Annotated in this window: 12 protein-coding genes and 2 pseudogenes; 5 read left to right on the top strand and 9 right to left on the bottom strand. The window is 69.0% G+C overall.

Translation table 11 applies throughout. The features are described 5' to 3' along the window. Window positions 1–80: 80 nt before the first annotated feature. From CSEG_RS04635 to CSEG_RS04625, 3 genes are read right to left on the bottom strand one after another with little or no spacing between them, the layout of a single operon-like run. Window positions 81–860 carry a sulfite exporter TauE/SafE family protein gene (locus tag CSEG_RS04635; RefSeq protein ID WP_013078099.1) on the bottom strand — a complete coding sequence of 260 codons (780 nt, stop codon included), beginning with the start codon at window positions 858–860 and terminating at the stop codon, window positions 81–83. 4 nt (window positions 861–864) lie between these two features. Continuing rightward, a complete protein-coding gene (locus CSEG_RS04630) occupies window positions 865–1,401 on the bottom strand; it encodes a rhodanese family protein (RefSeq protein WP_013078098.1) in 537 nt (178 codons plus the stop codon). Further along, window positions 1,367–1,729, bottom strand: coding sequence for an ArsR/SmtB family transcription factor (locus tag CSEG_RS04625; RefSeq protein WP_013078097.1), 363 nt, complete (start codon window positions 1,727–1,729; stop codon window positions 1,367–1,369). The genes CSEG_RS04630 and CSEG_RS04625 overlap by 35 nt, the downstream gene beginning before the upstream one ends. A 73-nt stretch (window positions 1,730–1,802) precedes the next feature. On the opposite strand from CSEG_RS04625, the gene CSEG_RS04615 reads away from it, so the two are divergent. Then, the gene (locus CSEG_RS04615) at window positions 1,803–2,663 is read left to right on the top strand and encodes an MBL fold metallo-hydrolase (protein WP_013078096.1); all 861 of its coding nucleotides are present in this window, start codon (window positions 1,803–1,805) and stop codon (window positions 2,661–2,663) included. On the opposite strand, the gene CSEG_RS04610 is transcribed toward CSEG_RS04615, so the two are convergent. The 3 genes from CSEG_RS04610 to CSEG_RS04600 form a co-directional block, all read right to left on the bottom strand. After that, window positions 2,660–3,088: an NUDIX hydrolase gene (locus CSEG_RS04610; RefSeq protein ID WP_013078095.1), complete on the bottom strand. Its 429-nt coding sequence runs from the start codon at window positions 3,086–3,088 to the stop codon at window positions 2,660–2,662. The two genes, CSEG_RS04615 and CSEG_RS04610, sit on opposite strands and share 4 nt — an antisense overlap. Before the next feature lie 2 nt (window positions 3,089–3,090). Further along, the gene (gene pseI / locus CSEG_RS04605; RefSeq protein ID WP_013078094.1) at window positions 3,091–4,143 is read right to left on the bottom strand and encodes a pseudaminic acid synthase; all 1,053 of its coding nucleotides are present in this window, start codon (window positions 4,141–4,143) and stop codon (window positions 3,091–3,093) included. Window positions 4,144–4,372: 229 nt separating this feature from the next. After that, complete coding sequence (locus CSEG_RS04600; protein WP_013078093.1) at window positions 4,373–4,582, bottom strand: hypothetical protein; 210 nt, start codon at window positions 4,580–4,582, stop codon at window positions 4,373–4,375. A 146-nt stretch (window positions 4,583–4,728) separates the two neighbouring features. Between CSEG_RS04600 and trxB the strand changes: the two genes are divergently transcribed. Continuing rightward, entirely contained in the window at window positions 4,729–5,736 is a 1,008-nt protein-coding gene (trxB, locus tag CSEG_RS04595) for a thioredoxin-disulfide reductase (protein ID WP_013078092.1), read from the top strand. Here the strand turns inward: trxB and CSEG_RS23175 are convergent. From CSEG_RS23175 to CSEG_RS04585, 3 genes and pseudogenes are all read right to left on the bottom strand, one after another. Then, a pseudogene (locus CSEG_RS23175) lies at window positions 5,699–5,872 on the bottom strand (hypothetical protein); the annotation flags it as partial. The gene trxB and the pseudogene CSEG_RS23175 sit on opposite strands and share 38 nt — an antisense overlap. A gap of 10 nt (window positions 5,873–5,882) precedes the next feature. Next, complete coding sequence (locus tag CSEG_RS04590; RefSeq protein WP_013078091.1) at window positions 5,883–7,118, bottom strand: cell wall hydrolase; 1,236 nt, start codon at window positions 7,116–7,118, stop codon at window positions 5,883–5,885. A 17-nt stretch (window positions 7,119–7,135) separates the two neighbouring features. Then, window positions 7,136–7,615, bottom strand: coding sequence for a Dps family protein (locus CSEG_RS04585; RefSeq protein ID WP_013078090.1), 480 nt, complete (start codon window positions 7,613–7,615; stop codon window positions 7,136–7,138). 73 nt (window positions 7,616–7,688) lie between these two features. Here CSEG_RS04585 and CSEG_RS04580 point away from each other — a divergent pair. From CSEG_RS04580 to CSEG_RS04570, 3 genes and pseudogenes are all read left to right on the top strand, one after another. Next, window positions 7,689–10,077 (top strand): annotated as a pseudogene (locus CSEG_RS04580) (PAS domain-containing protein). Between the two features lie 28 nt (window positions 10,078–10,105). Then, complete coding sequence (locus CSEG_RS04575; RefSeq protein WP_013078089.1) at window positions 10,106–10,504, top strand: DUF1801 domain-containing protein; 399 nt, start codon at window positions 10,106–10,108, stop codon at window positions 10,502–10,504. 295 nt (window positions 10,505–10,799) lie between these two features. After that, window positions 10,800–13,076: a TonB-dependent receptor gene (locus CSEG_RS04570; protein WP_041538474.1), complete on the top strand. Its 2,277-nt coding sequence runs from the start codon at window positions 10,800–10,802 to the stop codon at window positions 13,074–13,076. The last annotated feature ends 153 nt before the right edge of the window (window positions 13,077–13,229 follow it).

Raw genomic sequence — 13,229 nt, 5'->3', positions numbered from 1 at the left:
AGCCGGGACCCAGGGGCGGCCGCATCGCGCTTGGCCCCTGGGTCCCGGGTCGGCTTCGCCGCCCGGGATGACGAGAGAATTTAGCCTGCGCCCACCGCTCGCCACGCGACATAGACCGCCGTCACCACGATCATGCCGGCGAATAGACGTCGCGCCAGCAGGACCCGGCTGGCCATCAGCGGCGCCAGCTTCGCGCCCGCCAGCACCCCGACGCCGCCGCCCGCGACCACCGCCAGGAACACCGGCCAGTCGACCAGGCCCGAGGCGGCGTAGCTGGCGCTGGTGGCCGCCCCGAACAGGGTCACCGAGACCAGGGACGAGGCCGCGGCGTTGGCCAGGGTCATGCCGGTGGCGGCCATCAGGCCGGGCGCGATCAGGAAGCCGCCGCCGATGCCGAAGAAGCCGGCCGCCAGACCGGTCAGCAGGCCGATCGGCGCGAGCTTCATCGCCTTGGCCGGATCGATGCGCACGTCCGGGTCGCCCGGCGAGCGCGGCGCGCGCAGCATCGAGAGCCCGACCGCCGCCATGGCCACGGCGAACCAGGCCAGCAGATGCTGGGCCGGCAGGGTCTTGGCGATCTGGGCGCCCAGCAGCGCGCCGACCAGCCCCGGCGCGCCGAAGGTCAGGGCGCAGGGCCACTTCACCCGTCCCGCCCGCGCCTGGGCGGCCAGGCCGGCGGCGGCGTTGACCGCCACGGCCGCGGCCGAGGCGCCGATCGCCATGTGGGCGTCGCGCAGGCCGACGACATAGAGCAGCAGGGGCGTGGCCAGCACCGAGCCGCCGCCGCCGAACAGGGTCAGCAGCAGGGCGACCAGCGCGCCGCTCAGGGCGGCGGCCCCGTATGTCCAGACGGGGTCCATGACCTCACGCGCTCGCCGGACGGTTCCAGGGCGCCAGCGCCAACAGGCGCGCCATGCCGCAGAAGCCGGTGACGCCGGCGAAGGTCAGGCCCGCCCCGACGAAGCCGGCGATCCCGAAGAACAGCGGCGAGACCAGCAGGCCCAGGACCACGCCGGTCAGCACCAGCAGGCCGGCGGCGATCTGCACCTGGCGCATCATCTCCAGCGGCGCCTTGGCGTCGACCTCGACGGGCAGGCCGGCGGCGTCCCAGGCGTCAAGCCCGCCGTCCAGCACATAGCCGCGCGTCCCGCAGGCGGCGGCCAGGGCCCCGGCGTGGGCGCCGGTGCGCATGCCCGAGCGGCAGGTGAAGATCACCTCCCGGGCGTCGGGCGCGCCCAGGCCCTTGGCGGCCAGGGTGGAGACGGGACGCGACAGGGCGCCCCGCGCGCGGCGGCGGGCGAACTCGTCGGGCTCGCGAATGTCGATGAGGACGGCGCGGCCGTCGGCGACGCGTTGGGCGGCGTCTTCAGGTTTCAGCGGGATCAGTTGGGCGGTGGTCATGGGCGGCGCTCTCTGCTGGGGGACAGAAGATCTCCGCGAGGACGCCCACCACCTTGACGGCGGCGGGGTCGGCGATCCGGTACCAGACCGTTTGGGCTTCGCGGCGCGCGGCCACGACGCCCTCCTCGCGAAGCACCGCCAGGTGCTGCGAGAGGGCCGATTGCGACAGGCCGACCAGGGGCGTCAGTTGCCCCACCGACCGTTCGCCCTCGGCGAGCTGGCACAGGATCATCAGCCGGCGCTCGTTGGCCAGGGCGCGCAGAAGCTTGGCGGCTTCCGCGGCGCTGGCCTCGAACTGGCTGACATCGAAACGCGAGAGATCGAACATGAGCGCCATATATTAGCTTGTGCTAAATTAGCAAGTCCTTATATGAAGGCCGTGCTGATTGGAGGCTCTAGCCATGCGTCCCGACGTTCAAGCGTTTTTCGATCCCGCCACCTTCACCGCCAGCTACCTGGTCAGCGACCCCGCGACCGGCGTGGCGGCCATCATCGACCCGGTGCTCGACTTCGAGCCCAAGGCCGGCAAGCTCTCGACCACGTCCGCCGACGCGCTTGTCGACGCGATCAAGGCGCGCGGCCTGACGCTGGCCTATGTGCTGGAGACCCACGCCCACGCCGACCACCTGTCGGCCGCCGACTACATCCGCGGTGAGACCGGCGCGAAGATCGTGATCGGCGCCCGCATCGTCGAGGTGCAGAAGACCTTCATCCCGGTGTTCGAAGCCGACGCCGACGCCAATGGCGCGGCGTTCGACGTGCTGATGAACGAGGGCGACACCCTGCCGCTGGGCGAGCTGTCGATCGGCGCCCTGCACACGCCGGGCCACACGCCGGCGTGCCTGACCTATCTGATCGGCGACGCGGCCTTCGTCGGCGACACCCTGTTCATGCCGGACTACGGCACCGCCCGCGCCGACTTCCCCGGCGGCGACCCGGCCACGCTCTATCGCTCCATCCGCAAGGTCCTGGACCTGCCGCCGGAGACCCGGATCTTCGTCGGCCACGACTACCTGCCGGAGGGCCGCTCGGACTATCGCTGGGAGACCACGGTGGCCGAGGAGCGGGCCCGCAACATCCACGTCCACGACGGCGTCGAGGAGGCCGACTTCGTGGCCCTGCGCCAGGCCCGCGACGCGACCCTGGCCGCGCCCACCCTGATCCTGCCCTCGCTGCAGGTGAACATCCGCGCCGGCGCCCTGCCCGATCCCACGCCGGCGGGGAATGTGTTCTTGAGGATCCCCGTGACTCGGGCGGCCTAGAGGTCTGTCCAGGCGTCAGTCGAGGTCAGGGTGCGCAGGACGTTCCGGCGACGGGCCAGGCCGTCGCCGACGCGCGCGCGGGTATGGACGCGCATGTGGCTCGGAAGGTCGTCGGCGACGAAGAAGCCCAGGGCGGCGATCTCGTCGTCCGGCTCCCGCTGGCCGTGCTCGACGATGCGAGCCTCGAAGTGCAGCACGACGTCGGAGCGGAACACCGAGACGTAGGTCCCTATGAAGCCGGTCACCTCGGCCGTGCATCCCGTCTCTTCCAGGATCTCGCGCAGCACGCCCTCAACCGGGGTTTCGCCGACGTCCAGACCGCCGCCAGGCTGCGTCCAGGCCTGCTCGCCATAGGCCTGGCGCACCAGCAGCACGCGACCCAGATCGTCGAAAACCGTGGCGAAGACCCCGACGGTGTAGGCCATGGTCAGCCGACCATCGACCAGTCCAGCGGTTCGCCGCGCGCGATGTCGCGGGTCGCCGGGCGGCCCAGCACCTTGTCGAGCTCGCCGGGCGGCAACCCCGCGCCGGGGCGGACCGAGCGGATATTGGCGCGGCTCAGGGTCTGGCCCACCTTGACGTCGGCGGTGACATAGAGCGAGCGGCGGAACTGCAGGTTGGCGCGCTCGGCGCCCAGCACGTCGTAGTGCGCGACGCCCAGGGCGGCCCAGGCGTTCTTGGTGTCGTCGACTAGGGCCTTGAACTCAGCCGGCTCCAGGCTGAAGGCCGCGTCGGGACCGCCGTCGGCGCGGGCCAGGGTGAAGTGCTTCTCGACGCAGCAGGCGCCCAGGGTCACCGCCGCCACCGAGGCGGCCGTGCCCGGGGTGTGATCCGACAGGCCGATCGGGCAGCCGAAGCGGGCGGCCATGTCCGGCACGGTCCGCACATTGGCGTCGGCGAAGGTCGCCGGATAGCTGGACACGCAGTGCAGCAGCAGCACGCCCGCCGCGCCGGCGGCCAGGGCGGTGTCGCGGGCGGTCTTCATCTCCTCGAGATTGGCCATGCCGGTCGAGATGATCAGCGGCTTGCCCTTGGACGCGGCGTATTTGATCAGCGGCAGGTCGACGGCCTCGAACGAGGCGATCTTGAAGGCCGGCGCGCCCAGGTCGTCCAGCAGGTCGACGGCGGTCTCGTCGAACGGGCTTGAGAAGATCGTCACGCCGCGCTTGTGGGCGCGCTCGAAGATGGCCGCATGCCATTCGAACGGCGTCTGGGCTTCCTGGTAGAGTTCGTACAGCGTGCGGCCGTCCCACAGCCCGCCGTGGATCTTGAACTCGGGGCGGTCGACATCCAGCGTGATGGTGTCGGCGGTGTAGGTCTGGATCTTGATCGCGTCGCAGCCGGTGTCCGCCGCCGCGTCGACCATCTCCAGGCAGCGGTCCAGGCTGCCGTTGTGGTTGCCGGACAGCTCGCAGATCACATAGGGCGGATAGTCGGCGCCGATGCGGCGACCATCTATTTCAATGAAGGGGGCGGACATGACGGATCACCGGAAACGTGGTTGCCGCCAGCTTAACCCGCCAAAGGTGGACGAGCCGTCAATCTCTTCAGGTCTGAATCCGCCACGGAAAAACACCGTCATCCCGCGCTTTATGCGCGGGAACCATGGTTCAGCTTAGTCGAGAGAGAACGATCTCGCGCCGCACGTGCGACGGATAGATGGGTCCCGCGCATAAAGCGCGGGATGACGGGTTCTGTTGAGAAGAACCCTATTCGGGATGAGGCTCGTAATCAGAGAGGTTGGGCCGGCGGCCACGCCGTTCTTCGTATTCGCGCTTGCCGACAAGGGCGGAAACGCCGGCCAGGGCGGCGAAGATCGCGATCAGCGCCAAGCCCAGCTTGACGTCGCCGATCCAGAAATTGGCCAGTCCCGCGAACAGGACGACCAGACCCACGCCCAGCATGACTCCGAGCTTCATGAGTGTTCCTCCGGTGGCTTTTGTCGCCACTAAGATGGAAGTCCACACCAAAAACAGGGTTATGTCTACGCACCTTCACCGTGACATGATCACGCTGGAGGGGAGCCAATCTGGCGCGGAGGCGGAATCGCGCCTAGATATCCGCCATGTCCACGACCGCTCCCCGCCAAACCCGCTGCCTGATCATCGGATCGGGTCCCGCCGGCTACACCGCCGCCATCTACGCCGCGCGCGCGCTGCTCAAGCCCGTGCTGATCGCCGGCATCCAGCCGGGCGGCCAGCTGACCATCACGACGGACGTCGAGAACTATCCGGGCTTCGCCGACGTCATCCAGGGCCCCTGGCTGATGGACCAGATGCGCGCCCAGGCCGAGCATGTCGGGACCGAGCTGGTCAACGACATCGTCACCTCGGTCGACCTCTCCAAGCGCCCGTTCACGGTCAAGACCGACAGCGGCCAGGACTGGATCGCCGAGACGATCATCATCGCCACCGGCGCCCAGGCCAAGTGGCTGGGCCTGGAGAGCGAGAGCAAGTTCCAGGGCTTCGGCGTTTCGGCCTGCGCCACCTGCGACGGCTTCTTCTACCGCAACAAGGAAGTCGTGGTGGTCGGCGGCGGCAACACGGCCGTCGAGGAGGCCCTGTTCCTGACCAGCTTCGCCAGCAAGGTGACCCTGGTCCACCGCAAGGACGAACTGCGCGCCGAGAAGATCCTGCAGGAGCGCCTGCTGGCCCACCCGAAGATCGAGGTGGTCTGGGACAGCGTCATCGACGAGGTGAAGGGCGACACCGATCCGATGGGTGTGACCGGCGTGCGCCTGAAGAACATCAAGACCGGCGCCACCACGGACCTGGCCTGCGACGGCGTCTTCATCGCCATCGGCCATGCGCCCTCGTCGGAGCTGTTCGCCGGCCAGCTGGAGACGGGCCCCGGCGGCTATCTGAAGGTCAAGCCGGGCACGGCCTCGACCGCGATCAAGGGCGTCTACGCCGCCGGCGACGTCACCGACGACGTCTACCGCCAGGCCGTCACCGCCGCCGGCATGGGCTGCATGGCCGCCCTGGAAGCCGTCCGCTTCCTGGCCGAGGAAGACCACAAGAAGGCCCACCACCCGATCAGCCACGCGGAAGCGAACAAGATCGGGGTTTGGTGAGGTAGGCAGCGCCCCCTCCGTCACGATGCTTCGCATCGCGCCACCTCCCCCGTTTCACGGGTGAGGAGGAAGGATCATCCTCCCCCGCGCGCGGGGGAGGTGGATCGGCGCGTAGCGACGAGACGGAGGGGGCGCTTCCCTTCCCTCTAATTCAGCGGATTCAGCAAACTCGGCGGACGGGGCTTCGGCTTTGGCGGCGGAGGGGGCGGCGCGGGCGGCGCCGTGACGGCGGGTGGCGCGGGTTCGGTCACCGCCTCCAGCGCCTTGTTGATCCGCGCGATCTCGTCGGCGGTCGGAATGCGGCGGCCGGCCACCACGCCCTGCGCCACGACGCGCTCGCCCGTCGGGGAGTTGGCGTCAGGCACCGTCACCAGCTTGGCCTCGGGCAGGACCAGGTTCGCGACGCCCAACATCTGCGCCGCCGCGCCGGTCGCCAACGGCGCCGCGGGTCCGGCCTGGGCGGCCAGCACCTCGGGCGGCGCGGCTTCCAGGGTCCGCGGGTCGGCGGCCAGCAGGATGTCGGCCGAAACCGTCTCGTTGCCTGAGTAGCGCCCGCGGAACGCCGCCAGCGTCCCCGACGGTCCCGTCCAGCGATAGAAGATGTGCTGGCCGAACTGCTTCAGCTTGACCAGGGTCGGCGCCCAGTACGGCGCCACATAGTCGGCGTGGTAGTGGGTGGCCGTCCCGACCGGCTTGAACACGAAGCCCTTGAGGGCGCGCCGCGCCACGGCCTCGGCGTTCGCCCAGATGGTCGGAACCGGCTCGCGGGCCAGGGAGCCGTCGCAGGCGAAGCTGAACTGGCAGCCCGTGACCCGCGCCGCGCCTTCGTAGATCACGCCGCAGATCGACTTTGGGTAGCCCGGATGGCGCATCCGGTTGATCACCGTCTGGGCCACGGCCATCTGGCCCTCGCCCGGCTCGAAGCCCGCTTCGTAATAGACGGCCTGGGTCAGGCACTTCAACGCCTTGGCCCGCGCGTCGGCCGATCCGGTCAGCACGAACGGCTTGGCCGCCTCCAGCCCGTCCGGAGCGACGGGGCGCAGCGCGTTGATGATCCGCGCCTCGTCGAAGTCGGGGGCGCGATCGCCCAATCGAGGAATGACCTTGAGGTCGATGACCTCCCAGCCCTCGACACGGCCCCAGTAATCCTTGTGCGGACGCGGGTCGTGGCGCTTGGCCAGGGCCAGCATCGCCGGGTCGTAGTCGGCGACATAGCGGGCCAGGCCCTTGTCGCTGAAGCTGCCGGTCACGCGCACCAGCCCCGCCTCGCGTCCCTCGCCGGCGGCGACGTAGTAGGTCGTGGTCGAACACGCGCAAAGACCGCCGACGACCAGCAGGGTCGCGGCGGCCTTGTGAGCTTTAAAGGCGTCCAGGGTCCCCACCCCGCCCCCTCTGACGGCTACTTGCCGCCGAGGGTGGAGCGAAGCATCCAGGCGTGCTTCTCGTGGGCCTGCAGGCGCTGGGTGAACAGGTCGGCCGTGGCCTCGTCGCCGGCGTCGTCGGCGACCGGGAAGCTGTCGCGCAGGGTGCGGATCACCGTCTCGTTGTCGGCCAGCAGCTCCTTGAGCATCGCTTCCCAGTCGTTCTCGGGGTTGCCGTCCTTGATGCTCGAGAGGTTGCCGAAGGCGGCGTAGCCCTGCGGAGCCAGCTCGCCCAGGGCGCGGATGCGCTCGGCGATGGCGTCCAGCGCCGTCCATTCCTCGGTGTACTGGCCTTCCAGGAGGACGTGCAGCGACTGGAAATTCGGGCCGCGAACATTCCAGTGATAGCCGTGCGTCTTCAGATAGAGCGCATAGCTGTCGGCCAGCACCTTGTTCAGCGCCGCGGCGATGTCGGAACGTTGTTTGGCGCTCAGTCCGGTGTTCAGCGCGTCGGCCATCGTGATCTCCCGTGTTGCTTGTCTTAGGTAAGCGTGCCCATCTTCCGCGCAAGACATCTTTGCTGGGACGAAGATGGAGAACAAAGACGCCCCGTCCCTTGTCTCTGACGAGCAAGGACGCATTCACGGCCTGATTAGCGCTTGGCTGATCCCTCCGGTTCCCCCACCGGCGCCGCTTTGCGCCCTGGCGGCCCTGATCGGCGTGGGGATGGCCGTCCTGATCCGCGTCGCGCTCCTGGGGCTGCACGGCGGCGTCGGCGCGACCCAGCCGTTTTTTCCCGCCGTGATGATGGTGACGCTCTACGCCGGATGGCGCTGGGGGCTGGTTCCGACCTTGTCGGGCGCGGCGTTCGGCTGGTGGCTGTGGGGCGGCCGCGAAGGCGTGCCGCTGTCCGAGGACGAGTTGGCCACCATGGTCATTTATCTGATGTGCGCGGTGATGGTGGTCGGCGTCGCCGAAGGCCTGCGCGGCGCCCTGCGCGGCCTGGCCAAGGTCAAGAAGGATCTGAACGACGCCGAGGACCGCCTTCGCGTGACCCAGACCGCCGCGGGCGTCGGTCCCTGGGAGTTCGATCTGGAGACGGGCGAGCTCTATCTCTCGTCCGCCGCGCGGCGGAACCTGGGCGCGCCGCTGGAAGGGCCGATCAACCTGGCCGACATGGCTGACTACGTCCATCCCGACGACCGCGCCATGGCGCGCGAACGGGTCCGGGCCGCCTTGGCCGGCGCCGAGGACTACGAGGTCGAGTACCGCCTGGCCGACACCAGCCAGGGTGAGCGCTGGGTCCACGGCCGGGGCGAGGTGATCCGCGACGAGACCGGCAAGCCGACCCGGATGATCGGCCTGAACTTCGACGTCACCAACCGCCGCCGCGCCGAGGAGCAGGTGCGCGAGAGCGAGGCGCGCTTCCGCAGCCTGGCCGACAGCTCCCCGGCCTTGATGTGGACCACCCGCCCCGGCGGGGTCCGCGCGTTCGTCAACCAGGCCTATGTCGCGTTCGCGGGGCTTTCGTACGACGAGGCGCTGAACCTGGACTGGCGCTCGCGGCTCATGCCCGAAGACCTGCCGGAGATCCTGAAGGCGCAGATCGAGGGCGAGTCGTCGCGCAAGCCGTTCAGCCTCGAAGCGCGCTACCTGCGCGGCGACGGCGAATGGCGCTGGCTGAAGTCGTTCTCCCAGCCGCGCTTCGATCCCGCCGGCGTCTTCACCGGCTTCGTCGGCATCGCCTTCGACATCACCGACGCCAAGCGCGCCGAGGAGAATCTCACCAATATCAACGAACTGCTCAGCGAGCGCGTGGCCGCCGCCGTCGCCGAGCGCGACGCCGCCCAGACCGCGCTGCTGCAGTCCCAGAAGCTGGAGGCGATCGGCCAGCTGACCGGCGGCGTGGCCCATGACTTCAACAACCTGCTGACGGTGGTGATCGGCGCCTTGGACGTGGTCTCGCGCCATCCCGATGACGTGCGCCGGCGCGAGCGGATGATCGGCGCGGCGCTGGCGGCGGCCAAGCGCGGCGAGAAGCTGACCCAGCACCTGCTGGCCTTCGCCCGCCGCCAGCCGCTGAAGCCGGAGGTCCGCCGGGTCGACCGCCTGATCGCCGAAAGCGAGGAGCTGCTCAAGCGCGCCCTGGGCGACGCCTACGGGTTCAGGCTGCGGCTGGGCGCGGGCGTGCGCTCGGCCCGTATCGACGCCGGCCAGTTCGAGGCGGCGCTGCTGAACCTGGTGGTCAACGCCCGCGACGCCACGCCGCCCGGCGGTTCGGTCACCATCGAGTCGGGCGCGCGGCGACGCTCGCCGAACGGACCGGCGAGCTCGAGCCCGGCGCCTATCTGAAGGTCTCGGTCCGCGACACCGGCTCGGGCATGGACGCCGCCACGATCGCCCGCGCGGTCGAGCCTTTCTTCACCACCAAACCCCCCGGCGAGGGCACCGGCCTCGGGCTGTCCCAGGTCTACGGCTTCGCCCGCCAGAGCGGCGGCTCCGTCGAGATCGAAAGCGTGGTGGGCGAGGGCTCGACCGTCTCGCTGCTGCTGCCGGTGGTCGAGGTTGCGCCGTCGGGCGATCCGGCGGTGAAGGTGGACCACATCCGCGCCCAGACGCCGTCCCGCGTGCTGCTGGTGGAGGACGATCCCCAGGTGGCCGAGCTGATCGAGGCGATGCTCAGCGATCTGGGCCACACACGGTCGTCCGCGCCAGTGGCGTCGACGAGGCGCTCGCGCGCCTGGAGCAGGACCCGGACATCCAACTGGTGCTCAGCGACGTGATCATGCCGGGCGGCAAGAGCGGCGTCGATCTGGCCGAGCAGCTGGCCGCCTCGCGTCCCGGCCTGCCGGTGGTGCTGTGCTCGGGCTATGTCGGCGGCGACCAGAGCCGCGCTCGCGCCGGCGACTGGCCGTTCATCTCCAAGCCCTTCTCGCTGGAGACCCTGGCCCAGGCGTTGGCTCAGGCGCGGCCGCACTAGGTTCGATGATCGAAGGAGCTTTGGCCTCATGGGCAAGATGAAACCCGCGCCCGAGGGCGTTCCCGTCTCGGACCTGATCGACCAGGCCATCGCAGAACTGGGCGACTGGCGCGGCGAGATTCTCGCCAAGCTCCGCAAGCTGATCCACGAGGCCGATCCCGACGTGGTCGAGGAGTGGAAGTGGGGCAAGCCGGTGTGGTCGCACGCCGGCATCCTCTGCACCGGCGAGACCTACAAGGCCTATGTGAAGACCACCTTCGCCAAGGGCGCGTCCGTGCCGGATCCCTCGGGCCTGTTCAATTCCAGCCTGGACGGAAACGTCCGGCGCGCGATCGACTTCCGCCGGGACGAGGCCTTCGACGAGGCGGCGTTCAAGGATCTGATCCGCGCAGCGGTGGCGGTGAACACGGCGGGGAAGAAGAAATAGTCCCTCTCCGCTTGCGGGAGAGGAGGGCCGCCCAAGGCGGTCGGGCGAAGGGTTGCGCTCCGCTAGACGGAAGGACTTTCAACCCCTCATCCGTCGGCTTCGCTGACACCTTCTCCCGCAAGGGGAGAAGGAATCCCCCCTCAAGTAAGTAAGCCTTCACTGAAGTGACATGGAAGCCGCCTATAGCGCGAGCGTGTCGGGCATGGGGTTTGGACGCGAGACGAATCGCGCGCGCCCCGCTAGCTCCACGCGTCTCTCGAACGACGGCCAAAAGGCCGCGAACAAGGTCTCTTTCATGCGCACTCAATCCTCCCTCAAGCTGGCGTGCCTCTTGGGCGTGTCCCTGCTGGGCGTCGCCTCGGCGGCCCAGGCCCGTCAGGCCGCCGAGCCCACCACGGCTCTGGAAGAAGTCGTCGTCACCGCCGAGCGCCGCTCGGAAAACCTGCAGAAGGTTCCGCTGTCGGTGGCCGCGGTCGGCGGCGACCAGCTGCGCGCCGTCCAGGCCGGCGGCGAGGACATCCTGGCCCTCTCCGGCCGCGTCCCCAGCCTGTACGCCGAAACCACCACGGGCCGGATCTTCCCGCGCTTCTACATCCGCGGTCTCGGCAACATCGACTTCTACCTGGGCGCCTCGCAGCCCGTGACCATCATCCAGGACGACGTCGTCCTGGAGCACGTGACCCTGAAGTCGAACCCGATGTTCGACATCAAGCAGGTCGAGGTGCTGCGCGGCCCGCAAGGCTCGCTGTTCGGCCGCAACACCACCGCCGGCATCATCAAGTTCGACACCGCCAAGCCGACCCAGGACCTGCAGGGCCGCTTCTCGGCCTCGTACGGCAGCTACGGCACGACGACGTTCGACGGCGGGATCGGCGGTCCGATCGTCCAGGACAAGCTGGCCTTCCGCGTCTCGGCCCTCTACCAGCACCGCGACGACTGGGTGGACAACACCTTCAGCGGGACCAGCGCCGACGGCACCGTCACGCCCAAGAAGAACGCCATGGGCGGCTATGACGAGAAGGACGTCCGCGTCCAGCTGCTGGCCACGCCGAACGACCAGCTGACCGTGCTGGCCTCGGCCCACGCCCGCGACTACGACGGCACCTCGACCCTGTTCCTGCGCAACGCCCTGACCAAGGGCTCGAACAAGCCGAACGCCCCGCGCGACAGCGTCGCCTACGACGAGGCCGACAACAATCCGCAGGCCTACCAGATGGAAGGCGCCAGCCTGAACATCGCCTACGACTTCGGCCCGGTCACCCTGACCTCGATCAGCGCCTACGAGGCCGCCAAGGGCAAGAGCCGCGGCGACACCGACGGCGGCGCGGCGGCCAACTTCCCGGTCAATGGCGTGCCGAACGGCTTTGGCCAGTCGATGGGCCAGCTGAAGGACCTGGACCAGGTCAGCCAGGAAATCCGCCTGGCCAGCAACAGCGACGGCCGTCTGAAGTGGCAGGTCGGCGGCATGCTGTTCAGCTCCGAGGACCTGACCAACTTCTATCAGCGCGCCTACTTCACCAAGGCCAATCCGAACAACTGGGTGGCGCTGCGCAACGAGAACACCTCGTGGGCCGTGTTCGGCCAGGCCAGCTACAAGGTCACCGACAAGCTGACCGTCACGGCGGGCGCTCGCGAGACCAAGGACGTCAAGAAGACCAACCTCCTGAAGACCGCCGACACCGCCGCCGGCGTCGTCACCTACACCGGCCGCCGCTACGTGCGCCTGGCCGACACCCAGCCCAGCTGGGACCTGTCGGCCCTGTACGAAGCCACCGACGACTTCAGCGTCTACGCCCGCGTCGCCAAGGGCTTCCGCGGCCCGACCATCCAGGGCCGCTCGGCGGTGTTCAACGCCGACTTCACGACCGCGAATTCGGAAACGATCCTGTCGTGGGAAGCCGGCTTCAAGAGCCGCCTGCTGGACAACACGCTGCGCCTGAACGCCTCGGCCTTCACCTACGAGGTCAGCGACATCCAGCTGAACGGCAACGACAGCAACGGCAACGGCGTGCTGTTCAACGCCGACAAGGCCAAGGCTTATGGCCTGGAAGCCGACGCCGAATGGCGCCCGATCCCGAACCTGCTGCTGACCGCCGGCGCCAGCTGGCTGCATAGCGAGATCAAGGACAAGCGCGTCTACGCCCAGGTCTGCGCCCTGAACGGCGTCGTGGTCTGCACCGTGGAGAACCCGACGATCAAGGTCGGCGCCAACACCTTCGCCCAGATCGACGGCCAGCCGCTGCCGAACGCGCCGAAGTACAACCTGAACTTCACCGCCCGCTACGACGTGCCGGTGGCCGACGACCGCCGGGTGTTCATCGCCACGGACTGGAACGTCCAGGGCTACACCAACTTCGTGCTCTACAAGACCCGCGAGTTCTACTCGAAGGGCAACTTCGAGGGCGGCGTGAAGCTGGGCTACGAGAACCTGGACAAGGGCTACGAGATCGCCCTGTTCGGCCGCAACATCACCAACGAGAAGAACCTCAAGGGCGTGATCGAGAACTACATGGCCGCCGTCTACAACGAGCCGCGCGTCATCGGCGTCTCGCTGAGCGCCAAGCTGAACTAGCGACTTCCTCCCCCTGCCCCGTCGTTCCGGCGGGGCAAACCTCTCGGCCCCGTGGCGAAAGCCGCGGGGCTTTTTCTTTGGGCTTCATCCCCGCTCCCAATTTCCGTGTCATCCCGGCCGTAGCGCATAGCGCGGAGAGCCGGGACCCAGGGG

The sequence above is a fragment of the Caulobacter segnis ATCC 21756 genome (assembly GCF_000092285.1).
Taxonomy (GTDB): domain Bacteria; phylum Pseudomonadota; class Alphaproteobacteria; order Caulobacterales; family Caulobacteraceae; genus Caulobacter; species Caulobacter segnis.
The sequence above is the reverse complement of the archived record's forward strand: the minus strand, read 5'-3'. Positions and strand labels throughout refer to the sequence as shown.

Coding starts and splice junctions, on each gene's coding strand:
- CSEG_RS04635 (WP_013078099.1), bottom strand. CDS start 860: ATGGACCCCGTCTGGACATACGGGGCCGCCGCCCTGAGCGGCGCGCTG.
- CSEG_RS04630 (WP_013078098.1), bottom strand. CDS start 1,401: ATGACCACCGCCCAACTGATCCCGCTGAAACCTGAAGACGCCGCCCAA.
- CSEG_RS04625 (WP_013078097.1), bottom strand. CDS start 1,729: ATGTTCGATCTCTCGCGTTTCGATGTCAGCCAGTTCGAGGCCAGCGCC.
- CSEG_RS04615 (WP_013078096.1), top strand. CDS start 1,803: ATGCGTCCCGACGTTCAAGCGTTTTTCGATCCCGCCACCTTCACCGCC.
- CSEG_RS04610 (WP_013078095.1), bottom strand. CDS start 3,088: ATGGCCTACACCGTCGGGGTCTTCGCCACGGTTTTCGACGATCTGGGT.
- pseI (WP_013078094.1), bottom strand. CDS start 4,143: ATGTCCGCCCCCTTCATTGAAATAGATGGTCGCCGCATCGGCGCCGAC.
- CSEG_RS04600 (WP_013078093.1), bottom strand. CDS start 4,582: ATGAAGCTCGGAGTCATGCTGGGCGTGGGTCTGGTCGTCCTGTTCGCG.
- trxB (WP_013078092.1), top strand. CDS start 4,729: ATGTCCACGACCGCTCCCCGCCAAACCCGCTGCCTGATCATCGGATCG.
- CSEG_RS04585 (WP_013078090.1), bottom strand. CDS start 7,615: ATGGCCGACGCGCTGAACACCGGACTGAGCGCCAAACAACGTTCCGAC.
- CSEG_RS04575 (WP_013078089.1), top strand. CDS start 10,106: ATGGGCAAGATGAAACCCGCGCCCGAGGGCGTTCCCGTCTCGGACCTG.
- CSEG_RS04570 (WP_041538474.1), top strand. CDS start 10,800: ATGCGCACTCAATCCTCCCTCAAGCTGGCGTGCCTCTTGGGCGTGTCC.